This is a genomic window from Kangiella koreensis DSM 16069, assembly GCF_000024085.1.
Lineage (GTDB): Bacteria > Pseudomonadota > Gammaproteobacteria > Enterobacterales > Kangiellaceae > Kangiella > Kangiella koreensis.
The window spans coordinates 1498242-1523147 of the sequence record NC_013166.1; the positions used below are offsets into that span (position 1 = coordinate 1498242).

22 protein-coding genes are annotated in these 24906 nt (G+C 43.8%); 2 read left to right on the forward strand and 20 right to left on the reverse strand.

The features are described 5' to 3' along the window. Nucleotides 1–118: 118 nt before the first annotated feature. The 7 genes from KKOR_RS06985 to KKOR_RS07015 form a co-directional block, all read right to left on the reverse strand. The gene (locus KKOR_RS06985; RefSeq protein ID WP_012801326.1) at nt 119–985 is read right to left on the reverse strand and encodes an alpha/beta fold hydrolase; all 867 of its coding nucleotides are present in this window, start codon (nt 983–985) and stop codon (nt 119–121) included. Between the two features lie 286 nt (nt 986–1271). Beyond that, the gene (locus tag KKOR_RS06990; protein WP_012801327.1) at nt 1272–2138 is read right to left on the reverse strand and encodes an MBL fold metallo-hydrolase; all 867 of its coding nucleotides are present in this window, start codon (nt 2136–2138) and stop codon (nt 1272–1274) included. A 1-nt stretch (nt 2139) separates the two neighbouring features. Beyond that, a complete protein-coding gene (locus KKOR_RS06995) occupies nt 2140–3603 on the reverse strand; it encodes a transglutaminase-like domain-containing protein (protein ID WP_012801328.1) in 1464 nt (487 codons plus the stop codon). Continuing rightward, complete coding sequence (gene nhaC / locus KKOR_RS07000; RefSeq protein ID WP_012801329.1) at nt 3578–5038, reverse strand: Na+/H+ antiporter NhaC; 1461 nt, start codon at nt 5036–5038, stop codon at nt 3578–3580. Before nhaC ends, KKOR_RS06995 begins: the two co-directional genes overlap by 26 nt. A gap of 27 nt (nt 5039–5065) precedes the next feature. Next, nucleotides 5066–6370 carry an amidohydrolase family protein gene (locus KKOR_RS07005; RefSeq protein WP_012801330.1) on the reverse strand — a complete coding sequence of 435 codons (1305 nt, stop codon included), beginning with the start codon at nt 6368–6370 and terminating at the stop codon, nt 5066–5068. Then, nucleotides 6367–7794 carry an amidohydrolase gene (locus KKOR_RS07010; protein WP_012801331.1) on the reverse strand — a complete coding sequence of 476 codons (1428 nt, stop codon included), beginning with the start codon at nt 7792–7794 and terminating at the stop codon, nt 6367–6369. The genes KKOR_RS07005 and KKOR_RS07010 overlap by 4 nt, the downstream gene beginning before the upstream one ends. A 22-nt stretch (nt 7795–7816) precedes the next feature. Then, a complete protein-coding gene (locus KKOR_RS07015; RefSeq protein WP_012801332.1) occupies nt 7817–9217 on the reverse strand; it encodes a sodium-dependent transporter in 1401 nt (466 codons plus the stop codon). Between the two features lie 236 nt (nt 9218–9453). Between KKOR_RS07015 and KKOR_RS07020 the strand changes: the two genes are divergently transcribed. Beyond that, nucleotides 9454–9717, forward strand: a complete 264-nt coding sequence (locus KKOR_RS07020; protein WP_012801333.1) for a DUF4282 domain-containing protein — start codon at nt 9454–9456, stop codon at nt 9715–9717. A gap of 29 nt (nt 9718–9746) precedes the next feature. Here the strand turns inward: KKOR_RS07020 and KKOR_RS07025 are convergent, their stop codons facing one another. The 13 genes from KKOR_RS07025 to ppsA all read right to left on the reverse strand — a co-directional run bounded on the left by KKOR_RS07025 (nt 9747) and on the right by ppsA (nt 23858). Next, nucleotides 9747–11444, reverse strand: a complete 1698-nt coding sequence (locus KKOR_RS07025; protein WP_012801334.1) for an acyl-CoA dehydrogenase family protein — start codon at nt 11442–11444, stop codon at nt 9747–9749. 122 nt (nt 11445–11566) lie between these two features. Continuing rightward, nucleotides 11567–13252, reverse strand: coding sequence for an alanine/glycine:cation symporter family protein (locus tag KKOR_RS07030; RefSeq protein WP_012801335.1), 1686 nt, complete (start codon nt 13250–13252; stop codon nt 11567–11569). A gap of 78 nt (nt 13253–13330) precedes the next feature. After that, nucleotides 13331–14440, reverse strand: a complete 1110-nt coding sequence (gene dinB, locus KKOR_RS07035; protein ID WP_012801336.1) for a DNA polymerase IV — start codon at nt 14438–14440, stop codon at nt 13331–13333. A 108-nt stretch (nt 14441–14548) separates the two neighbouring features. Further along, nucleotides 14549–15271: a hypothetical protein gene (locus KKOR_RS07040; RefSeq protein ID WP_012801337.1), complete on the reverse strand. Its 723-nt coding sequence runs from the start codon at nt 15269–15271 to the stop codon at nt 14549–14551. A 48-nt stretch (nt 15272–15319) separates the two neighbouring features. Then, complete coding sequence (locus KKOR_RS07045; protein WP_012801338.1) at nt 15320–16681, reverse strand: ATP-binding protein; 1362 nt, start codon at nt 16679–16681, stop codon at nt 15320–15322. Next, nucleotides 16678–17352, reverse strand: a complete 675-nt coding sequence (locus KKOR_RS07050) for a response regulator transcription factor (protein WP_012801339.1) — start codon at nt 17350–17352, stop codon at nt 16678–16680. Before KKOR_RS07050 ends, KKOR_RS07045 begins: the two co-directional genes overlap by 4 nt. A 57-nt stretch (nt 17353–17409) precedes the next feature. Next, the gene (locus KKOR_RS07055) at nt 17410–17700 is read right to left on the reverse strand and encodes a PepSY domain-containing protein (RefSeq protein WP_012801340.1); all 291 of its coding nucleotides are present in this window, start codon (nt 17698–17700) and stop codon (nt 17410–17412) included. Nucleotides 17701–17727: 27 nt separating this feature from the next. Further along, complete coding sequence (locus tag KKOR_RS07060) at nt 17728–18279, reverse strand: glycine zipper 2TM domain-containing protein (protein ID WP_012801341.1); 552 nt, start codon at nt 18277–18279, stop codon at nt 17728–17730. A 114-nt stretch (nt 18280–18393) separates the two neighbouring features. After that, nucleotides 18394–18645: a GlsB/YeaQ/YmgE family stress response membrane protein gene (locus tag KKOR_RS07065; protein WP_012801342.1), complete on the reverse strand. Its 252-nt coding sequence runs from the start codon at nt 18643–18645 to the stop codon at nt 18394–18396. 49 nt (nt 18646–18694) lie between these two features. Beyond that, the gene (locus KKOR_RS07070; protein ID WP_012801343.1) at nt 18695–20335 is read right to left on the reverse strand and encodes an AMP-binding protein; all 1641 of its coding nucleotides are present in this window, start codon (nt 20333–20335) and stop codon (nt 18695–18697) included. 11 nt (nt 20336–20346) lie between these two features. Continuing rightward, nucleotides 20347–20805 (reverse strand): GNAT family N-acetyltransferase, encoded by a 459-nt coding sequence (locus tag KKOR_RS07075; protein ID WP_012801344.1) that lies wholly within the window; start codon nt 20803–20805, stop codon nt 20347–20349. A gap of 172 nt (nt 20806–20977) precedes the next feature. Continuing rightward, nucleotides 20978–21364, reverse strand: coding sequence for a hypothetical protein (locus tag KKOR_RS07080; protein WP_012801345.1), 387 nt, complete (start codon nt 21362–21364; stop codon nt 20978–20980). Between the two features lie 124 nt (nt 21365–21488). After that, nucleotides 21489–23858, reverse strand: a complete 2370-nt coding sequence (gene ppsA, locus KKOR_RS07085) for a phosphoenolpyruvate synthase (protein ID WP_012801346.1) — start codon at nt 23856–23858, stop codon at nt 21489–21491. A 144-nt stretch (nt 23859–24002) separates the two neighbouring features. Here ppsA and ppsR point away from each other — a divergent pair, with 144 nt between their 5' ends. Continuing rightward, nucleotides 24003–24824 carry a posphoenolpyruvate synthetase regulatory kinase/phosphorylase PpsR gene (gene ppsR, locus KKOR_RS07090; RefSeq protein ID WP_012801347.1) on the forward strand — a complete coding sequence of 274 codons (822 nt, stop codon included), beginning with the start codon at nt 24003–24005 and terminating at the stop codon, nt 24822–24824. The last annotated feature ends 82 nt before the right edge of the window (nt 24825–24906 follow it).

A 24906-nucleotide genomic window follows, 5' to 3' on the forward strand; every position in this document is an offset into this window, starting at 1 on the left:
CTATGATTAATAAATTTTATGGCCAAGAAAAGTAACCGATCGTATTGAATAAGGCAACTTTTAACAGCCAGTTGTCGTATTTTGAGCGTGATTTTCCAATAACTGGTTACCTTTCCATCTAACCCTGATTAAATTTTGCCCAGAATTTCAATACAGACTCCGCCACCGATTCAGGATACTGCATATGCAAATGATGGCCACCCTCAAGGTCGATCCATTCAGACTGTTGAAGATAAGAGAGCCTTCTCTCGATAGCCGGCTTTTCCTGCAACATCCCTTGCTTACCACGAATAAACAATACTTCAGCTGCTACGTTATTCATCAAGGCTTCGAGTTGTGGCTCAGTCATGCGTATCCATGAGGCATTCTTTAGACGCGCGTCACTGGACCACTGATAACCTCGGTCGCACAAGGTTACGCCGCGTTCAATTAAAGGTAACAAAGTCTCTGCGCTCAGCTCACTTACTTGTGCACGCGCATTCGCCGCTTCTTCAATAGAGTTAAAATAACGTTTCTGACTACGTTTAGCTTTTCGCTGGTCTATAGCTTGCGCCAATTGCTCAATGGTTTGATGAGGCGTGGATATAAAAGGACCCAGCGCATCAATAGAAACCAGGCTTTTAACACGATTAGGCACCGCTCCGGCATAAATCATGGCTAATGCAGCGCCCATAGAATGACCTAATATATGGCATTTATCGATATGAAGAACATCCAGCGCACCATCAATGATCGAAATCCCTGAAACAAACTGATAGTCCGCATCTTCCGACAAATGCTCAGACTGGCCATGCCCCGGAAACTCAATGGCAATCAGGCGGTATTTATCAGCTAAATAAGGAGCAAGATAGTGAAAAGTTGCCGCATTATCGAGCCAACCATGCAGACAGAGAATGGGTTCGGCTTTAGGATCGCCCCACTCTAAAACAGAAACTTTATTGTGGTGTATTTGGAAGTGGTATTCCTGATCAAATTTGACGTGCATAGTCTTATGTCTCAATCAATTGTTTCAAAACAAGTAACCATTGAAGAATAACATAGCGCATAAAAAAAGGGCCATTTACATGGCCCATATGAGGAAATAATTACTCATTAAAAGAGAAGTGACAATGACAACCCGGAAAACAATTCAGCAGTTTCGCGTTAAGCTGGGATTGCTTCATTGCTTTCCGTATATATTTTGAACAGTTGTCATGTATAAAGTTCCAATAAAGGGACATTTTTTTATTCAATTTCTCTAAATTAGTGTCAGTAATTAATGAAACAATAAGTTACATTACTCTGTTAACAAGATGCTTTAAATTTTCCTCGGTCGTAAAGCGCCCTTTTTCGTCTTTAGTGACCTTGCCGAGGCATGTTTCTGGGTCATGAGTAAAGTAAAGTTGCCCATTTTCCTCAATCAAGCGATCAAGTAACAGCTTCTTTTCCTCAATCAAATTCTCCGGGAAACGGTCATAACCCATGGTGATCGGCAGGTGAACCCAAGGCACACCGGGAATTAAGTCAGCCGCGAATACAACTGGTCCCTGCTCTGTGGTGATTTCGGTAAGCAGCATTCCCGGAGTATGGCCATTCGAGACAAAAAATCGATAATCATCACCCAAAAGAGCACTGTGCTCCCCTTCGATCAGATGCAAACGACCGGTTTGCTCGATTAAATCGGTAAGACCTGGAATAAAAGAGGCTTTATCACGAGGATGAGGATTATTGGCTCTCTCCCAGGCTTCTTTGCCAATGATAAATTCAGCGTTCGGAAACAATAATTCAGGCTCTTTGTCTTCTTGCCACTTACTGAGCAAGCCACCAGCATGGTCGAAATGCAGGTGAGATAAAACTAGAATGTCGATATCCTCATGACTAACACCTGCATCAGCAAGTGATTGTAGCAGCACATGCTCATCTTCCTGCACCCCATAACGATCTTTAAACTTAGGCTCAAAGAATGCTCCGATACCGGTTTCAAATAGAAGGTTTTTGTCACCATCTTTAACCAGTAACGCACGGCACACCAAGTCAATCCGGTTCTGCTCATCCACTTCCACCCAGCGCTGCCATAGAGCTTTTGGCGCGTTACCAAACATGGCACCGCCGTCCAGTTTCTGTGAGTTTCCAAGAATCGAGTAAAACTGTTTTGTCATCTTATAACCTTTTTGTTTGATCTGTGGTTTCGCCTTTATAGTGGATTTCCTCCACTCGAAAAGCAAACCTGTCATTAGTTTTGCTAAAATCAGCGCCATCCAAATTGATGGCTACTGGAATATGAGTGCTGGTAACCTGAGTCAGGTTCCAGGTTGGATCAACGGCAATCCAGTGTCCATCAACCAGAACCTCCACCCAGACATGGCCCCCAAAGCGTTTTTCGTGATCACCTAAATAGACCAAGCCATTGACTTCTCGTGCCGGAACTTGAGCAGCCGATAGCATCTCAATGAGTAGTTGAGCATACTCGGTGCAATCACCAATTTTGTTATCTAGGATATCATCAATATTGAAACCCGCTGGAACTGGTTGATAATTGAGGTAGCCGTAAACAAAGCTCACCAAAGTCTCTACTTTCTGCCAATCATTATTCGACTTTGAAACGGCCTCCAATGCCAACTCGCGTGCAATCGGATTGAGCCGCTTAGTAGCACCCTTACCGATTGAGACTATATCCTCACTTGATGCCTTATATCGACTACCAGGCTTTAACTGAATAGTCTGCTGGTCATCATTAATAGTGACCGTCGGGTAATGCTCAAACCAATCAAGACGACCATTCTGCAAACCCAGCGTTAGCGATTGGATATTATTAGCGCCTCCAAGGGGCTTATCCACCGCAACACCGCTGTTTAAATAAAGATCACTTTGCATTTCAGGACTAAGGGTCACTTGCCGGCTGCTGGCGACATACTCCATTCCGTTTGAAAACGTATGAAGCTTCGGTTGACCCTCTTTTGACAGCCTGTGCCAACTGATTTCATTGTTAGGATGCTTTTGCTGCAAAGCGATATAGGACTGACTAGACTTAGGCTTTAGTACTTGATAATGACTTGTTTCAACTTCAAAGCTGCGTGTATTCAAGCTTTTAACATCAAAAGTGCCTGCTGGTATCGAAACTGACTGCTCAATCAGACTCGATACCATAATGTAATCGCTTAGGTGATAGTCCACAGGCGGCAGCGTTTTGCGATAACTCTTATCATTGCGGTTTTCAGTAACCGTAAGCTCTTCATCATTGATAAAAGATGTTTCCACTCGCAACTGTGGCTCTTCTGAATAGAGTCTCCCGCCGAGTAGTTCATAGGGAGCCTGGTTAGCGAAGTATAACTCTCGGACGTAACGAAACTGAAAGCGACGACCTTGAACTCGCCCTTCCATAAAGTCATCCTCTATAACCGTATATTGATCGCCTTGCTCAAGAAGCTCAACGCTTGCTCGACCTACAGCCTGATTATGCCAATTGATTTGATACCACTGCTTGAAAGGTTCGATGGTGGCTAAGTCATAGCGGTATTTAGGAGAGGATTCTCGCAGTCCCAGCCACAATAGGGCTGCAACTGCGAGTATTAATACACAGAACGTAAAAGAGCGATGTTTAAATTGCGTCGTTGGCCTCATCATGTGGGGCTATTTTAAAGTTCAGCATCCCATAAATAAAGGAAACTATAGGATTTACCAGGTTAAAGAAGGCATAAACCCAGTAAGCACCGGTTGCGACACCTAAGGTGGCCGCCATATAAGCACCACAAGTATTCCATGGAATCAATGGCGAGGTAATGGTTCCGGCATCCTCGAGGGTTCTCGATAGATTTTTAGCATCCAGCCCGCGCCGCTTAAATTCAGCACGATACATACGTCCGGGCAGAACAATGGCAATGTACTGATCTGCGGCAATAATGTTCATACCGATACAGGTCAATAGAACCGAACCGATTAAAGAGCCGGTGGATTTAGCCATACCAATAATGGAATAAACCAGTTTATGCAACAAGCCTGTTTTCTCCATAGCCGCACCGAAACTCATTGCACAAATAATCAACCAGACCGTATTGAGCATGCTTGTCATGCCGCCACGGCTTAATAGTCCATCAAAGATCTCATCTCCGGTACTAATGGAAAAGCCGCTAAACATCGCTGTCCAGACCGCAGAGACATATTGCATGGCCACGGATAAATCGCTGTTATTGACAAACTTGGTAATCACATCGCCTTGAGTCAACATGGCGAATATACCACCAAGCAAAGCACCGATTAGAATCGTCGCAACCGCAGGCACTTTTTTGATAGCCATGGCAAATACAGCAACCAACGGAATCAAAGACCAAAGTGTGATATTAAAATTGGCGTCGAGTAATGCAAGCGTTGACTCAAGCTCTAAATTTTCAGCAGGCACATCACTAGTTAACCCGAAATAAGTAAAAAGTATTAACGCTATAATTAAAGATGGTGTTGTTGTCCAGACCATGTGGCGAATATGAGTAAACAAATCCGTACCGGTCACAGCAGGCGCGAGGTTAGTGGTATCTGAAAGTGGCGACATCTTATCACCAAAATAAGCTCCAGAAATAATCGCACCAGCGGTTATTGCTGGGTCTAATCCCAAGCCCTGTGAAATACCGATAAGGCCAATACCGACCGTACCTGCAGTAGTCCAGGAACTACCAATACTCACTGCAACAATGGCACAAATAATACAGCTTGCCACATAGAAATAATCGGGCGACAAAATCTGCAAACCGTAATAAATCATGGTAGGAACAGTACCTGCCAAAATCCATGTGCCGATTAAAGAACCCACCATTAATAGAATCAGCATTGCACCCATGGCTAAGCTAATGCCATCAACAATACCAGCTTCCAACTCCTTCCAAGTCTGGCCATTAAACAAACCAATTAATACTGCGATAGCAGCACTTAAAATTAGAGCTATCTGATTGGCCCCATAAGAGGAGTCGCTACCGAATAATTTTACGGAGAAAAAAAGCAGTACAATTAAAAAAACTACAGGCACAAGAGCCTGTAGCATACTCGGCTGTCTATCCGATGAATCAACCATAATCTTTCCTAGTTAAAGTTCTCAGGGCTACTTTCTGTAACCGGTATTTTTATCTGTATCTAAGGCTTTATAACGATCACGAAGCTTGGTCGAACGATTTTCCATGCTGGTGGCTTTGCCATCAATCCAAACCTGTTCAGACAAAGTCGTCACTTCAAGTGGATCTCCACTCCAAAGAACCAACTCAGCTTTAAAGCCTTCTGCAATCTTGCCGTAAGCATCGTCGCCACCAAAATAGCTGGCAGGCATTGTAATCATGGCTGCTAACGCCTTGTCGTAGTCCATGCCGTAAGCAACTGCATTCCCTGCAGATTGGCGTACTGTATAAGCGTTATGACTATCAAGGAAACCCTGGCCCAGGAACATCACCTTAACACCTGCTTTTGACAAGATAGCTGCGTTATCGTAACGCTTGCCCAGCGATTCAAAACTGCTTGGAAGGTTATCCATTGGGTCAACAAAAACCGCCGCGTCAGCTTCGGTGATTTGCTTTGCTACGCGCCATGCTTCGGCCGCACCAGCGAACGCAATGTTAATATTCTGCTGTTTAGCAAAGTCGAGTAATGTTAATAAATCACTTTCGCGATTAGCTGAAATGATCAGAGGCACTTTTTTATCAATCACGGCCTGCAAAGCACGCAGGTCGTCGATGCTATAATGAAGCTCGCGGAATTCACCCAACTCAATAGCAGAACGATTATTTTTATAAATTCGTGCTTCATCAAGAGCTTGATTCAACTGGTGCAAAGTGCTGGCTCTCGAACCGCCAGACATATCCGCCGCTCTCTCACCAAAGGCAGCAAAAATGGCGACATCTTTAGCAATTAGCGCGTTATAGTCCCCATCTAAAGACATGATAGCGCCGCGTCCTGCAAAGATATAATAGCCAAGGCTCGGAGCGATCAATGTACGGGTAACACCATTCGAGCGGTTAACGGGAATTAAAGTTGAGTTGTGGTTGAAGACCTTATCCACTCTGAAAGAAGCGCCCTGCTCTTCGTTTTCGGTTGCCATATCGGCTGTTTGGTCAAGCGACCCTAACTCTACTAAACCAATCTGGTTAATCAGGGCAAATATGCCAGGAGTAAGGACTTTACCTTTACCGTCTATTATATTGTCAGCTTGCATCGACAAGTCATCAGCAACTGATTTAATAACACCATCTTCAATTAACACATCACCGGTTTCTAAAACGCCCTGTGGTGACATGGTGTGAATCTTAGCGCCTTTGATTAAAGTTGTTTCAGCATTAGAAACAGAAACCATCAGACTGATCACACTCAAGGTGGCGACTATCGGCTTTATTAATGTTTTAGCTGTTAATAAACTCATTGTGCGCCTCCCTCTTGTGCTTTAACTTCAAAGTCGTACTGACCCAACTGGAAATCACTTACCGGCTGATACTTTTCATCATGGCGGTCATACATAAGCGCACCATCAATAAAGACTTTTTCGGCCTTGGTATAAACACTGAAAGGATTACCATCCCAAAGCACAATGTCAGCCATTTTACCGGCTTCAAGAGTTCCGGTTTGCTCACCGATACCCATTGATTTAGCAGGGTTGATAGTGATCCATTCAATCGCTTTCTCAGGAGTGATATTCATGCCCATGGCATTTCCAGAAGCCATCGATTTAGCAGCATCTTTATTCAGATGCTGAATCCCTGTTGGCGAATCCGAGTGTACAATCGCACAGGCACCCGCTTTTTCAACTAAAGCAACATTTTCAGGAACCATATCGAAAGCTTCCTGCTTGAAACCCCACCAGTCAGACCAAAGTGCTGAGCACACATTGTTTTCAGCTAATTTGTCAGCGATTTTGTAAGACTCAACCGCATGGTGGAAAGTGGAAATCTGGAAATCAAACTCTTCAGCAATTTCCATCATTAATGCCATTTCATCGGCACGGTAACAGTGGTTATGAATAAGAATTTCGCCCTTTAAAACGCCTGCCAGCGTTTCCATTTGTAAGTCACGCTTAGGAGCTTTGCCGTTACCCTCACCATTCTCATAATCTTCCCACTGTTTTTTGTAGTCAGCTGCTTTTATCCATGCATCGCGGAAGCCTGCAATATTCGCCATACGAGTCATCGGCGAGCGACCTTTGTTACCATAAACACGCTTTGGATTTTCACCGCAAGCCATTTTTAGGCCATGAGGTGCACCGGGAAACTTCATCTCCATCACTGAACGAGCGGGAACATTCTTTAAAGTCACCGTACGACCACCGATCAAGTTGGCGGAACCCGGTAGAATTTGCATAGAAGTGACACCGCCAGCCAGCGCCAATTCAAATTGAGGATCATGCGGCCAGACTGAATGTTCGGCCCACACTTCTGCAGTCACCGGCGCAGTCATTTCATTACCATCGGCTGCAGAGTCCACCCCCGGTGACGGATAAACACCTAGATGGGAGTGCACGTCTATCAGACCTGGTGTAACCCACTTATCTTGAGCATCAATTACTTCAAGATTATCATCAGCCGGTGTTTCAATATCAGTTCCGACAGCAACAATTTTGCCATCTTTAAATAACACAGAACCATTATCAATTCTGTCACCAGCGGCAGTGAGTACAGTAGCATTCTCGATTAAAACTGGATGATGACTGTGTGCCTGATAAGTGGATTCGAATGCTGTGTTCGGCTCTTCTTTTTTCTTCTCATCAGATTGCGGTTGTTCGCAAGCAGACAAAAAAGCAGCGCTAATGAGCGCTGCCAGAATGAGCCGGGGTTGTGCAGGAAACTTAATCATAGTGCTCTCCCGAAACTTAAAATTAACTAATAATAACAACGCCAAAGAAGCGGTCTAATATGGTCACGACTGTGATTAAGCCTAGTACAACTGGGCAGAAGAAGGTAATCGCAAAATCAATGTATTTTGATACCCACTTCCAACCACCCTCACGGCCAATAGCAATTTCAGCGTTAAGATTATTTTTCTTCCAAACATAAGCCACGAATATAGAAATTAAGGCACCGCCTAATGGCAAGAAAGTATCACTGGCAATCGCCTCAACAAAGTCCATAAAAGTTACGTATTGCCATTCTGCATTTTTGTTCATCTGTACAAATTGAGTCAGACTATCTACAGAACCATTGCCTAGAAGTGATGGAATACCAATTATGAAGATTAAAGCTGCCATGCCCCAAACAGCAACTGGACGTTTGATTTTCTTTTCATCAACCAGATAAGAAACAGGCACCTCGAGCAATGAAACGGTAGAGGTTAATGCAGCAAAACATAACAGCAAGAAAAATAAAGCCCCGACCACAACCCCAAGGGTTGGTCCAAAACTTGCGAAGACACCTGGCAATGTTGCAAAAATCAAACCAGCGCCGCCATCAACACCTTCCATTGTGCCTTGAGTTAAATAGGCAACAAACGGGAAGATCATCAAACCGGCAAGGAATGCTATAGAAACGTCAGTTAAAGTGATTAAAGCAGCTGACTTAACAATATCTTGTTTCTTTGACACATAACTACCGTAAGTAATCAAAGCACCCATACCCAAAGAAAGCGAGAAGAAAGCCTGTCCTAGAGCAGAATAGATGACTTCACCGTTGATCTCTGAAAAGTCAGGAACCAGATAGTACTCAATACCGACACCAGCCCCATCTAGAGTCATCGCATAAATAATCAGGCCGACTATCATCAAGAATAATGTTGGCATTAAAATCGTAGCGGCTCGTTCAATACCGTCATGAATGCCGCGAGAAACGATGAATGCGGTTATCGCCATAAAGACTAAACCATAAAGACCAATTTTCTGCCAATCCGTGATAAAGCTTCCGAATTCTTCGCCAATACCGAAGTTGCCCTGAATCATTTCAAGAAAGTAACCAAAAGCCCAGCCAGCAACGACGTTATAGAAGGATAAAATTAATACGCCGGCCAAAACGCCCATAAATCCAATAATAGCCCAGTTTTTATGGCCTAACTTTTTAAAAGCTCCCACTGGGTTTAAATTAGTTTTACGACCAATAGCGATTTCAGAGACCATAACAGGGAAACAAAGAAGGAAACAGAAAGCGAGATAAATGACAACGAAAGCCGCACCGCCCCCTTCTCCTACTTCAAATGGAAACTTCCAAATATTACCAAGACCCACTGCCGAACCAGCAGCTGCGAGAATAAAACCTATGCGAGTATTAAAATGACCGCGATCTGTTGCCATGTGATTTACCGAATTATATGTATGTTATTTATGATGGAATTTGCCCCAGCCGCTAATAACATCATAATTATTATCATCACTCAAGCATCTGGAATAATATAATTACAATTTTTTTAATGATTCTCATTAGCTGATTAAATACTAATCACTATATCAATTGACCTGTTAAATTAGCTGACATAGGATTAAAGAGCTCTATGGGGGGGCAAAATACGATAATAGCAAGGAGATACACAATGAAAGATATCTTAAACTTTAACAAAATGGTCACACCTATCATTATTCAAGTTATTTTCTGGGTTGGTGTTTTAGGTATTTTCATCACAGCATTCCAATATAACTTTCTTCAAGGAATATTAATGATAATTTTTGGAACTCTAATCTGGCGTGTTTACTGTGAACTGATGATTGTTATATTCCAGATAAACAAAAATGTGCGTATTCTCGCTGAAGGCAAAAGCAGTAGTGGTAACAGTCCGAGCGATTCTGAAAATATCTAAAGATCAGGCCTTACAAAGCAAGCTGGGGCTTAAAGCCCCAGCTCGTTTTCAATACTCTTCTTAAGACCATAAGCCCTCGGCAATAATCGATTAAAGAAGAATTGCATAGATTCTTTCTTGCCATCCTTACCGGTTTCAGCCATTTTCAACCACAAATAAGCGTATAAGCTCAATGCCATATAGTGCAGGTAGTCGCAGGCGATATATTGCTGCTTGTCCTGATCCGCTGAAAAATGCTCAACAATCTTAATAGACAGACTTTCCAGCTCTTCCAGCTGCGAGGCTAAGATTACTTTATGTGACGTATCCGAAAAGCTTTGCATATCATCGCGCATATCGGTTAACAATTCTGACAGAAACGCCCCTTTATTAGAGACAATCTTGCGACCGATTAGGTCTAGCGCCTGGATACCATTTGTGCCCTCGTAGATTTGGGCAATTCGCGCATCACGCACATGCTGCTCCATGCCCCACTCTCGAACATAGCCGTGGCCACCAAAAACCTGCTGGCCAATAGTACACACCTCATAACCAATATCGGTAAAGAATGCTTTTGCAACAGGCGTTAATAATGCTGCCATGTTTTGGGCTTTGCTAACTACGGCCTCATCCTCTGAATGAAAAGCTTCATCAAGCCATGCGCCAAGCCAGACAGCCAAGGCTCTACCGGCTTGTGTATATGCTTGCATGGTTTTAAGCATGCGCTGGACATCGCCATGCCTGATAATGGGAGCTGTACCTTCTACGCCTTCAGCTCGGCCCTGTAGTCGGTCATTGGCATAATCAAAAGCCTGCTGGTAAGACATTTCACCAAGTCCAACACCTTGCAGACCAATTGAAAGGCGTTCCAGGTTCATCATAGTAAACATGCAACGCAGGCCCTGGTGTGGGCCGCCGATAATAAAACCAGTAGCATCATCCATATTGATGACGCAGGTTGATGAAGCCTTAATGCCCATCTTGTGCTCTATCGAGCCGCAACGAATGCCATTACGTTCACCTAGCGAACCATCATCATTAACCATAAATTTAGGCACTAGAAACAGGCTAATCCCTTTGGGACCAGCTGGCGCATCTGGCAAACGCGCCAATACCAGATGGATGATGTTGTCCGTCATATCATGCTCACCGCCGGTAATGAATATCTTGGAACCACTCAGCTTATAGGTGCCATCTTCTTGTGGTTCAGCCTTAGTTTTTAAAATCCCAAGATCAGAACCTGCATGGGCTTCCGTTAGACACATTGAACCTGACCACTCTCCACTGATCAGTTTCGCTAGATATTGATCTTTGATGACATCATCAGCATGAGCCTGTAATAAGTGGTAAGCGCCAGCGGTTAAACTGCCGTAGAGACAAAAAGAGCTATTGGCTGAATAGAACATTTCTTCTACCAGAACATGCAATGACTTGGGCAAACCCTGTCCACCGTATTGAGCACTCGCCGTTAACGACTGCCAGCCACCTTCAACATAGGCCTGGTAAGCTTCCTTAAAACCTTTTGGGGTCGTAACCACACCATCGTCAAATTGGCAGCCTTCTTCATCACCTGAGCGATTGATCGGTTGCAATATACCTGTAGCAAACTTACCCGCCTCTTCAAGAATAGCGTTATACAGCTCTGCGTCGAACTCAGAGAAATCTGCAATACCTTTCAGTCGATTTTCCAGATCAAAAACGTCTTTAATTAAAAACATCATGTCGTCAACGGGGGCTTGGTATTGCATTGCTTCTCCTAGGTTGTCTGTGCTGATTTATTACAGGCATAAAAAAACTCTGGTGACCACGAGCGCAACGCCGTGGTCAGACCAGAGTCAGTATAGAAAAAACCTAAAGAGTTTGTCTAGCCCTAATCGGCTTGATCTTGTTTAAAGTTTTTCCAGTAGTCTTTAACCGTATTCTTCATGTCTTTATGCAATAAAGTAATACCAATCAAGTTAGGTATCGTCATCAGAGCCACCGTGACATAAGCCAATGTCCAGACAACTGTTGAGTCAACGATTGCGCCCAGGAAGAACAAGGCGACAAATGCAATTCGATACGGCATAACCGCTTTAGGGCCAAATAGGTAAATCGATGCCCTGTCACCATAATATGACCAGGCAATGGCCGTGGTGAACGCGAACAGCAATAAGCCTAGCGACACAATATACTTACCGCTTTCGCCCATGTATCCCTTCGTGAAAGCTAATGCCGTTAAGTTTGCAGAGTGAATCAAAGACTTACCCTGAACGGTAATGGATGAATCTTCAAGTCTACCCTCAGAAACAGGAATCTCACCGGTGAGAGGATTGCCTTCACTATCCAGATAGGTCACCTCCTCAGCAACTGAACGAGAGTTTAATAGTGTGAAGCCATCAGAAATCACTTTTCCCTCTTGCAGCGAGATTGTTCCGGTGAATGGCTTAATCTCAGAAGGTACTGAACGTTTTTCATCGAGGTGAATCATCAGCTTTTTCACATGCTCTTCATTGGAGTCAGTATAATCACCAACCACAAATTCCATATCCGCACGATCAAACTTATTGAAGTGCTTTTCACTCCAAACACCCGAAGACAGAATTACTAAGCCAGTCAAGGTACAAATAATAATGGTATCAATAAAAGGCTCTAGCAGTGACACCATACCTTCAGATGCTGGCTCTTTACCTTTAGCTGCTGAGTGCGCAATAGCTGCCGAACCCTGACCAGCTTCGTTCGAGAATAGGCCACGGTTAACACCACGATCCATAGCGTAAGCAAAGCTTGCACCCAAGAAGCCGCCAACCGCTGAAGAACCAGAGAAGATACTACCGAAAATAGCTTGGAATGAAGGAAGAATATTCTCATAGTTATAAGCGATGACCAGTATGGCACCGACAACATATACAACCGCCATGAAAGGTACGACTTTCTCTGCCACTTTAGCGATCCGTTTAATACCGCCAATAATAACCATGGCTAATAAGATCGCAAGAACGCCACCAGTAATCCATTTTTCAATATGGAAGGTGGTACTCATTACCTCAGCGATGTTATTGATTTGCGGCATATTACCGCTACCGATGGAACTGATGATAGTCGCCATCGCAAACAGCACCGCCAACCACTTCATGTTTAATTTCTTTTCCATGAAATACATCGGGCCACCAGCCATGGTGCCGTCTTCTGTTTTCTCACGGTATTTATGAGACAGTGTGACCTCAACGAATTTGGTCGTCATACCAAAGAATGCTGTCACCCACATCCAGAATAGCGCTGCCGGACCACCAATGAAGATAGCCAAGGCTACGCCACCAATATTACCGGTACCGACGGTGCCGGATAAGGCTGTGGTTAATGCCTGGAAGTGAGAAGTGTCGCCTGGGGAATCTTTTTTAGCATATTGGCCACGGACAATTCGAGTTGCTTGGCCAAAGTAGCGAATTTGTGGAAAACCTAGATATAGCGTGAAGAAAACACCTACACCTATTAATAAATAAGGAAAATATCCTGCTGAGCCCAAGTAACCATCTATAAAAGTGAGCGCATCATTAATCGTCTCGACAATCTCCAAAATCGAATCCCCATTGTTAATTTGTTAGAATCTGTTAAGTGGCATAACCTTACCACAAGTGTAAAAACCTTGGCTAGACTACCCAAAATCATCGTCTAAGTCACTATATTCTAAGGGCAACTGTATAAAGTTAGTGGACTCAGAAGCTTGGAATCGAACGCCAATTCCCAATAATCGCACTGACTTTTCACGTCGATAAAAGCCTTCTTCCATCAACTCATAAAACAAATCATCATTAATTCCGAAACTGGTTCGCTCGACGGTCGTGGCAGTGAAGTCATTGAATTTTAGCTTGGCAAACAGCTTATTTACCGGAGCTCCAACCCCCGATCTGGCCACTCTCCGTTTTAATGTTTGTAATAGATGAGGGAGCTCTTCAAGGCACTCTTCCAAGGTCACCAAATCTTGATCATAAGTATTTTCGACGCTTAATGACTTTCTGGGGTAATGAGTAATCACCTTTCGATTATCAATACCGCGCGACAGTTCGTACAAACGTTGGCCAAAACTGCCAAAGGTTTTGCTGAGAGTTAACAGATCGACTTCTCTCAGCTCTTTGCAGGTTTCAATGCCCATACGCTGAAATTTTTCAGCCGTTTTCTTACCCACGCCATGAATTTTATTGACCGGCAAACGCTCAACAAACCCTTCAACCTCGTCAGGGGTTAACACAAACTGTCCGTTAGGCTTATTCCAGTCTGAGGCGATTTTAGCCAGAAACTTGTTCGGCGCAACGCCTGCAGATGCAGTCAGCTGAAGTTTCTCAAAGATTTGATAGCGAATGGCTTGTGCAATATAAGTAGCACTACCTTTGTATTCTGTGCAGTCGGTAACGTCTAGATAGGCTTCGTCCAGCGATAGAGGCTCAATCAAATCCGTATATTGGGCAAAGATATCTCGAATGACTTTTGAATCATGCCGATACTTATCGAAGTTGGGGGGTACGATTATCAGTCCAGGACACAGACGCCTGGCATAAGCAGAAGGCATCGCCGAACGAACTCCATAGGAGCGAGCTTCATAATTGCAGGTCGCGATAACACCCCGCCTGTCCGGCGATCCGCCAACTGCAATGGGATGGTTCTGAAGAGAAGGATCGTCCCGCATCTCAATAGCCGCATAATAACAATCCATATCAACATGGATGATTTTACGCATGGGCTGTGTATCAGATACGGGATCAGGCATACCCTATTATATTCTGGCTGTATCTCATTGTCTTTTAATCACAAAAGATTAGTGAGTCATAGCTTGCAGAAAACCACACCGAAAGAACATTATGTAACCATCAGTCTGTTAATTTGAATCTGCAACAACTTCCAAGTTAGCACATTTACCCAATGTTGGCTCATATCGTGAAGGGTCATCGTCATCGAATAAATCAATTGTTGTCACTGTCTCTGGCAAAACAAGGAAAGCGACAACTTTCTTCCGGCTCTGACTAAAAGCCGCGCAAAGTCTAATCTGATTCTCTGAGGTGTTATTGATTAAAAACCTTACACCGCTACGTTCAAGCTTATCATTACTTCTTTGCTCATATTCGTTATATCCCATACCGGGGTTTGCCTCTAACCACGGCATATGTGGTAACCATATCAACTCTTCAATAATTAACGTATTCGTACTGTTACCAAGCTCAGATTGAGCCGCTAACCGATCCTCTTTCATATCCCTAACCTTTTGCTCGGTAAACTTAAATGTTTCCATATCATAGAGATGGCAAAACGTTCGGAATTCAAGGTTCCCGCTTGAGCTATAAGGGATGTCTACCTTAAAACTTGATTTGCCTTCCAAAGCGAATGTTAAAGAACTTTCACCATCGTTGTAAGCTAGAGCACAGAAAGCAATATCATCTTCACGTTTAAATTGAATCTTGTACTCTAAGCCAACTTGATGGCCTTGAATATACTGTTCTTCAGTAGAGATTTCTAAAACATCGTCGGAGTTAGCAAAAGAGCTGGTAGAAAAGAATACACCCATAATCAGCGCAGCAAAAATAGATAATTTATAACTCATCATTTTGTCCTCATCATATAACCCAATATCACTGAGTTGAATAGAGTGCGCTTAACCATTGAAACTCACTTTTATCAAAGCTCCACCCAAGTCACTAACATCAACATCAATATCACCGCGATAGGCATCGATAATTTCTTTAACCACTGACATACCGATGCCCTGCCCATCCACAGACTCATCCAATCGCTTTCCACGCGAAAGGACAGCATGACGAACCTCTTCTGCAATACCCGGACCATCATCTTCAATGCAGATAGTCGTTTTCAAGCCATTTCGGCTAGCGCTGACTATGACCTGCTGTTTCGCCCATTTACAGGCATTATCCAGCAGGTTTCCGCAAACCTCATAAAGATCGCCTTCATTCAGCAATACTTGAATCGATTCAGGGATATCAATGCTAATTTCAATCGCCTTGTGTGAATAAACCTTCTCCAAGCCTTTTACTAATTTAGTCATCGCAGGTTTTAAAGAAATAGATTTCATCATAACCTGCGGACCGCTGGTGGCACGTTGTAGCTGATAGCCAACAATCTGGTTCATTCGTTGCAACTGCTCACCACACACTCTTGCCAGATCTTTCTCGTCCGCATCATTTTGTAATGCCGCCTGCATAACTGCCAATGGAGTTTTTAAACTATGCGCGAGATTACCCAGTGTTTCTTTGTAGCGCTTACTTTGGTGCCGCTCATTACTGATGAAACGATTAATATTATGTGTTAACAGACGAATCTCCTGAGGATAACGATCAGATAATTTATCCAGCACTCCCTGCTCCACTTTGTGCAGCTCTTTAACCGCATGCCTGATAGGTTTTAAAGTCCAACGCAATACCACAAAAAGAATCAGTATAAGAGAAGCAGCCAATCCAGCAAGCCACATCCACAAAGTATTTCGATAGGCTTCAATGACCTGATTAAAGGGGCGTTTATTTTCGAGCACCACAAAATGGTAGAGTGAGATTTCACCCTCTTCTGATTCCCATTCAGCAATGTAATGGAATTGAAAAAAGCTTTCATCACCCAACGTGACAGATTTGAGCGTTTCTTCTCCAGGCATACTTAACGGCAGGGAGATTTTGCCCTGCTCTATATCATAAGTGGCCGATAGTGATTGCCAGATGAGACTTTCTGTTTCGTCATAAACAAGTGCCGAGATGCCGCTTCCATATTGATTGAATCGCTTATCCGAAGGAATTTCTTCGGGCAAATAGAGTTCGCCGGGTTCTAACTGATCGGCAACAGATAATAAACTGTAAAACTGTGCATAAAGACGCTCAAAGGTAGCCTGCCGTATGCCAGTTTTATACGTATTAAGTAGAATAAAACTCATTGCGGCAATAAAAAATACCAGCACAATACTGGTATTTAATAATATTCGCTTTTGTAAAGAGTAAGATTTTTTTAAATTCACAGATCAGCTCTTAATCGGTAACCTCTTCCACGCAATGTATCAATCGGTTGAATGGTACCGTCCGGATCGATTTTTTTGCGTAAGCGGCCAACAAAAACCTCCAGGACGTTGGAGTCACGATCATAGTCTTGCGCATACAGGTGCTCGGTAAGCTCAGTTTTTGAAACCACTTTATCAGGATTAAGCATCAAGTATTCTAATACCTTATACTCGTAAGCGGTTAAATCCATTACCTCGCCATTAACCTTTACCTCTTGTTTCAAGCTATTCAGGCTAATAGGTCCTTTGACAATTTCAGGCTTGGCATAACCGGAAGCACGACGCAATAAGGCATTAATCCGTGCCAACAATTCTTCGGTTTGGAATGGCTTAACCAGATAGTCGTCAGCTCCTGCCGCCAACCCATCAACCTTATCCTGCCAATGACCACGGGCGGTTAAAATAAGAACTGGAAATTGTATGTCTTCGTCGCGCAAACTAGTGATCACGTCCATACCCGAGATATCAGGCAGGCCCAGGTCAAAAATCCCTAAATCAAACTCATATTCTCGCGCCAGATAAAGCGCCTCTTCACCGTTTGGAGCTTCTTCTACAACGTAATTTTGTGCTTTTAATGCGCTAACTAGTTGTTCACGCAATGCATCATCATCTTCGACTAATAAAAGTTTCATACGCTTATCTACACCCCACTCCTGACTTACCTTCCACTATGGAAGCTTTTTTCTTTATTAACGGATAACACGTCCGTTACATGCGTCGACTAAAACATAGCTCACGCGTCCTGAAGAACTTAATACTTTGACTCGATAAACTGGCGGCCTGCGATTCATGTTCAATGAAGCCGACAGCACTCTTCCATTGGTGTGTTGTGCGGCTGCACTCATTGCCGCGCTTTTACCAATGGGCACACAAGCCTGCTCTTTGCGCTCAATTTTTGTATCCAGCCGAACGCCAGCAGCTTCAGCAGTACCGAGCAAAAGTGCTGACGTTGCCAAAAAGATGAACAATATATATTTCATAATAACCTTTATTTAATGCTATGAAATTTAATGTCTATAACCACGGCCAGGGGTGACGTTGACTTCAACATCAATCCAACGACCTGGATCATAGTCCATAAAAGTGGTGTATCGCTGGCCTTTATATTTATAGGTGACATTATAGCCAATAATAGCGGCATGACCATATCGGCTTTCTGGGACCTCACAGTGGTAGCGAGTATCGCGTCCTTTATCAGCCACAGACTGACCAATCACAGAGCCTACCACAGCACCAGCGACTGAACCAATACGCTTATCGCCTCGATCGCCACCCAATTTATAGCCTACAACACTTCCCACAACGGCGCCGACAATGGAACCTTTACGGCGATCACGATCTGAACTTACGGTATAGCAGCGCTCTCTTGGGTAGCGACTTTCACTGTAGCCTGAAATTGGCTCAACATGCACCACTTTAGCGCGTGCATAGCGAGTATTCTCGTAGCGAGAGGAGTCGTAGCGAGAACCTTCATATCGCCGCTCATCATGACCAGCTTGGGCAGTGCTAACTAAACTCAAGCTAACTAGAATTGATGTGATTAATAATGGGCTTTTCATACACAATACCTCATATTGTGGACGGGGCCTGCTCAGCAGGTCCCGTAGATTTAAGGTAAGTGTATAAAAATCAAGCTGAATGCTTTCTGAACTTGATTAAGAAGAGTGGATATTTTATTTTTTAGCGAACATTCTTTGCAGTACGAGCAAAATAACAGCTCCAAGAGTGGCCGTCAGTAAGGTTTTGATATTAAAGCCTGATATCTCGCCGAAGCCCAAAAGACTTCCGACATAACCGCCAAGAATGGCACCAACGATACCGATCACAATGGTCATAATGATGCCAGCACCTCTAGCGGCAGGAATAATTGCACGAGCTAAAAGACCAGCGATTAAACCAACGACAATCCACGTTAAGATTCCCATAACAAGATACTCCTTCAGTTTGTCAGTGAGTTAACATCGGTTATTCAGGTTAATCCCAAATAATCATTTCTTGCTTTTTGTAGTGCTTCTCAATGATGGCCTGATAGCGCTTTTCCACTTGCTGACGACGGATTTTTAAGGTCGGTGTAATCAATCCATTGTCAGTTGTCCAAGCCTCATTAACAAATATGAGCTTAGTCAAACGCTCATGTTTTTCAAGCTGATTATTAAGCTTTTGCAAAGTTTGTTCGGTTTCTTGGGTAAATGCAGCACGGTCTTTGATCGTTTTATTATATATCGAAGCAATTGCGACAGGAGACGGCAATCCATCTCCAATAACGCACAAGTGCTCAACCCCAAGTTCTGGTTCAAGTTTTGCCTCAATAGGTGCTGGCGAAACATACTTTCCTTTTGATGTTTTGAAAATATCTTTCACACGACCAGTAATAAACAAGAAACCATCGTCATCAATCATGCCAATATCGCCGGTATGAAAGTACCCTGCTTCATCAATAACTTCTGCTGTCTTAAGAGGTTCTTTATAATAGCCTTGCATCAGACATGGGCTTTTAAGAAGTATCTCGCCACTGTCGGCAAGCTTAGCTTCTGCGGTTGGCATGCAAACACCCACCGAGCCTTTTTTACGACGCTCTGGTTTGCTGGCATGTGAGAAAGCCATCGTTTCAGTTAGTCCGTAAGCCTCGCAAATTTCTAATCCCAGGCTATCGAAAAAATCCATGGTCGCCTTGGGCAAGGCTGCTGCGCCAGATAAAACAATCTTTGTCTTATCTAGTCCAAGACCTTCTAACACTTTGCGTCTGATAATAGTTTTTATAATAGGTAGTTTAAGCAACAACCACAATTTTCTCTTGCCGACTTTTTCCTCAATGCCCTGCTGGAACTTGAGCCAGATCCTAGGCACACCGAAAAATATGGTTGGTCGGACTGAGACAATGTTTTCCTGAAAGCGATCCAAGGATTCAGTAAAGGAAATGACACTACCAGTATGAATACTGATGATTTCGGTCAACTCACGCTCAGCGCAATGTGCCAATGGTAGGTAGGAAAAAGCGCGCTCTTGTTCTATATCCACAAACTGGGCAGCTGCGGCAGCTCCATTAGACAAAGCTCGATAGTCGATCATGACACCTTTCGGGATGCCCGTTGTGCCCGAGGTATAAACAATAGTCGCAAGCTCATCAAGACTTGGAACCGGTGACTCAACCATCGGTTCAGTTTCAGCAATGATTTCATCCCACTCTTTAATACCTGAGTGAGGTTGGTAAAAACTGATTTTGGGTAGGTCATCGGCAACCGCTTCATTCTTAGCTGCCCAGTCAGGCATCTTACCCACGAAAAGCAACTTGGACTCGCTGTGCTCCAAGATAGTCGTAATCGTTTCTTTACCAGCAGTCGGATAAATTGGAACCGATATATGGCCTGCCATCATGATAGCCAGATCTGCCATGACCCAGTGCGAACAGTTTAAGGACAAAATTGCAACCTTGCTTTTGGGGGGTAATGTCGTCTTAAGGTGCTGAGCCATCTTTCGAACCTGCTGCCCAACCTCACGCCAGCTGTATTCCTTCCAGTCATTACCAAAGGGCTGTCGCAAAAAAGCATTGTCAGCGGCAGCTGTTTCCCAATGATAAAAGGCCTTAAGTGTTGGTTCCAAGTTTGACTGACTCATATATTGTTCTCTTATTGAAATGTATAGGACATAAAGTAGTGCGGACCGATGCCTTCGATCACGAACTCTTCACCCTTTATATCAAAATTCAGCTTACTGTAAAATGGTGCAGCAGTGGTTCTTGCATTACACCACAACACCTGAGCCCCCTTTTCTCTACATATGCGCAAGCCTTCTCTTAGTAGCTCAGCGCCATATCCCTTTCCCTGGAATTCAGGGTCAGTAGCCATGCCACGAAGACGCCAAGCACTATCACTGCCAGATTTAGGGGCGGTGTCTAGATTAGGGTGAGACTCCAGATAAAAAGATGCAATAGAAACCAGCTGCTTATCAATTAAGGCAGCCAAATGAAAACATTCCTCCCTATTGTCTTCTTCGTAATAACAAGATTCTATAGGCTGCCCTGCTCTCAAAACAGAGTGGCGAAGAGGAATTATGGTGGCTTGGGGTACTGACTTAATGGTTAACATTTGATAGTTCTTGGTAATTGGTGATTCTTAATAATCAATTCTGTTCAAAACTTTTACTTTTATATCATTCCTACTTAATTACTGATAGTAAAAACAATACAGGCATGAAATTGTCCAGGCATAAAAAAAGCCACTCAATTGAGTGGCTTCTAATACTACATTAACGACTCGACTACTGGTCGTCTTCAATTTCTTTTTCAACTTTCTCTTCCGCTTCTTCAAGCTCTTCTTCGGCAGAGTGCATCATTTCTTCCGCTTCTGCTTCAGCGTCTTCAACCATTTGATCGGCTTCAGCTTTAGCTTCATCTACCATTTCTTCAGCTTCAGCTTTAGTTTCTTCATAATTTTCTTCAGCAGCTTCCTGCAAAGAGCTCACTGTTTCTTCGGTAGTCTCAGTAGTATCTTCAACCGCTTTTTCAGTCGCCTCAACAGCATCTGCTGTTGCTTCTTTTACTGACTCAACTGCTTCCTGTGCTTCTTCTTTCGCAGAATCTTGCTTGTCATCACTACAAGCAACCGCAAGTGTTGATGCTAAAAGTGCAATAGCTAAACGTTTCATTCCTATCTCCTCCTCGGATTATTTACTTATAAGTAAGGTTTTAAAATTTCATAACCTTTTTATAAAGCTTGGGTAAAAAGCCAGGTGGCGGTTACCCAAGCGCTCAATAATATAACAAGATAGATTACTTTTTCCCTAGGAAAAGCCACGTTTCGAGAACTGTGTCAGGGTTTAGTGATACGCTATCAATGCCCTGCTCCATCAACCACTTAGCCAAGTCAGGGTGATCAGACGGGCCTTGACCACAGATGCCAATGTATTTATTGGCTTTTTTGCAGGCCTTGATGGCATTGGCTAGCAACACTTTAACCGTTGGGTCACGCTCATCAAATAGATGCGAAATAATACCTGAGTCACGATCCAGACCTAGTGAAAGCTGAGTCAGGTCATTTGAACCCACTGAGAAACCATCAAAGTGCTTCAAGAATTCCTGAGCCAAAATAGCATTCGATGGTAGCTCACACATCATAATGACGCGTAAACCATTATCGCCTCGACGCAGACCATTCTCTGCCAGTAGTTCAATCACTTTTTCCGCCTCGCCTAAAGTACGCACAAACGGGATCATCACTTCAACGTTATTGAAGCCCATCTTGTTACGAACGCGTTTAATCGCTTCGCACTCAAGCTCAAAGCACTCACGGAACTCTTTGGAAATATAACGAGAAGCACCACGGAAGCCCAACATTGGGTTTTCTTCATGCGGCTCGTATAAATGACCACCGATCAAGTTTGCGTATTCGTTCGACTTGAAGTCAGACATACGAACAATCACTTTTTCCGGTGCAAAAGCACAGGCAATGGTCGAAATACCTTCTACTAATTTACTGATGTAGAACTCTTTTGGATTTGGATAACCCGCCATTTGCATGGCAATGGTCTTTTTCAAGCTTTCATCTTCAAGCTTGTCATAATCCAGCAATGCTTTAGGGTGAACACCGATCATGCGGTTAATAATAAACTCTAAGCGAGCCAAACCAACACCAGCATGAGGCAAATGAGCGAAATCAAATGCGCGATCAGGATTACCCACGTTCATCATAATTTTGAACGGTAATTCAGGCATATCATCAACTGAGTCTTTGCTGATTTCAAAGTCCAGCAGCCCTGAGTAAATCATGCCTGTATCGCCTTCAGCACATGATACGGTCACTTCCACGCCATCTTTGATACGGTCAGTAGCATCACCACAACCAACCACTGCAGGAATACCCAATTCACGAGCAATAATTGCCGCATGGCAGGTACGGCCGCCACGGTTAGTCACGATAGCAGCCGCGCGCTTCATCACTGGCTCCCAATCTGGGTCAGTCATGTCAGTAACCAGAACATCACCCGGTTTTACGCTGGCCATTTGATCTATGGAGCTGATCACACGTGCCTTACCTTTGCCGATCTTCTGACCAATCGCACGACCAGTCGCCACCACATCAGAAGTATTCTTCAGGCGGTAACGCTCAATAATATTCTTATCTGAGCGACTCTTAACCGTTTCAGGACGCGCCTGAACGATATAAATTTTGCCGTCGGCGCCATCTTTGGCCCACTCGATATCCATTGGACGCTGGTAATGCTTTTCAATGATCATGGCTTGCTTGGCAAGCTCCTGAACTTCAGCATTATTGATACAGAACTGCATCCGTTCATTAACACTAACATCCACCGTATCCACAGATTTACCATGCTCGGTATTGTCGGTGTAAATCATTTTGATCGCTTTGCCACCAAGGGTCTTACGAACAATTGATTGACGACCTTCGTCTAAGCCCGGCTTATACACATAAAACTCATCAGGATTAACGGCACCCTGAACCACGGTTTCACCTAAACCATAAGCGCCGGTAATAAAGACCACATCGTTAAAGCCTGACTCAGTATCCATCGTAAACATCACGCCACTGGCAGCAATATCACTACGAACCATTTTTTGAACACCGGCAGAAAGCGCCACTAAAGCATGCTCGAAGCCTTGGTGAACGCGGTAAGCAATCGCGCGGTCATTGAACAATGAGGCAAACACTTCTTTAAGCGCTTTCATCACATTGTCCAAACCGCGAACATTCAAGAAAGTCTCTTGCTGGCCTGCGAATGAGGCATCTGGCAAGTCTTCAGCAGTAGCAGAAGAACGAACGGCAACCGCAAAGTCATCGTTTGCGTCACCTTTTAATTTGGCATACGCCTCAGTGATAGCTTGCTCCATTTCTGGAATAAACGGAGTATCCATCACCCAACCACGGATTTTTGCACCAACTTCGGCTAACTTTGTCACATCATCAACATCCAGGCTGGAAAGCTCGTCGTTGATGCGCTTGTTCAGGCCACTTTGCTCAAGGAAAGCGCGGAAAGCATCGGCCGTAGTAGCAAAGCCATTAGGAACACTAACGCCCATATTGCTCAAGTTGCTGATCATCTCGCCCAGTGACGCGTTTTTACCGCCAACGCGCTCAACGTCACCCATCCCAAGTTGGTCATACCAAAGTACGTAATTATCCAAGGTTCTAATCTCCAGTTTATAAATTTGGAATTACCACAAACCGCCCATTTTTGACTGATGTTCTTGCCGATAGTGAGCGTAAATGCTTAAATTCACGAACAAAGTGGTCTTTGTGGCCGCTATTTTACTGATAAATGAGCAAATATGAAACGCACAGTCTTTTTTATTTCCGACAGAACCGGTATTACCTCAGAAATGCTCGGTCAATCGCTGACTTCCCAGTTCGAAGGCGAGGTAGAATTCACCTACCACACCATTCCATTCGTTGATGATGTGGACAAAGCTAACGCTGCCGTTTCTCGGATCAATCAGACTGCAATTCGTGATGGCCACAAGCCGATTGTCTTTGAAACCATCGTTAAACCGGACATTCGTAACATCATCACTTCCGCCAATGCACTACTAGTGGATTTTTTCCACACCTACATTGGCCCTCTCGAAAAAGAACTGGGCGTACACAGCTCTTTCCGTGTAGGTAAGTCGCACTCCACTGATGATAGACAGGCTTATGATACGCGCATGAGTGCGGTCAACTTTGCTTTGAATAATGATGATGGAGCTTCCACCAAGCATTACAACCAGGCCGATATCATTCTGGTGGGGCCATCGCGTTGCGGCAAAACGCCTACTTCGCTTTACATGGCGATGCAGTTTGGCATCTTCGCAGCCAACTATCCTTTTACAGAAGAAGACCTGCCGAATATAAAATTGAAACAGGGCTTAGCGCAGAATAAACACAAGCTATACGGACTCACCATAGACCCAATGCAGTTGCATGAGATCCGAAACAAGCGCCGCCCCAACAGTAAATATTCAGCGCTCAATCAGTGCATGCTAGAAGTTCGAGAAGTTGAATCACTGTATCGAAGAGAAAACATTCCCTTTATCGACACCACATCCCGCTCGGTTGAAGAGCTAGCAGTCAAGATCATGGCCGATAAAGAAATCCTGAGAAAAATCTTTTAAAACAGGGTCGTTTTAAATTAAGTTAATTGAGAGCGTTAAGAACAGGCTCTAAGAGGTTCCATGAACTCAAGGTACTCGTCTG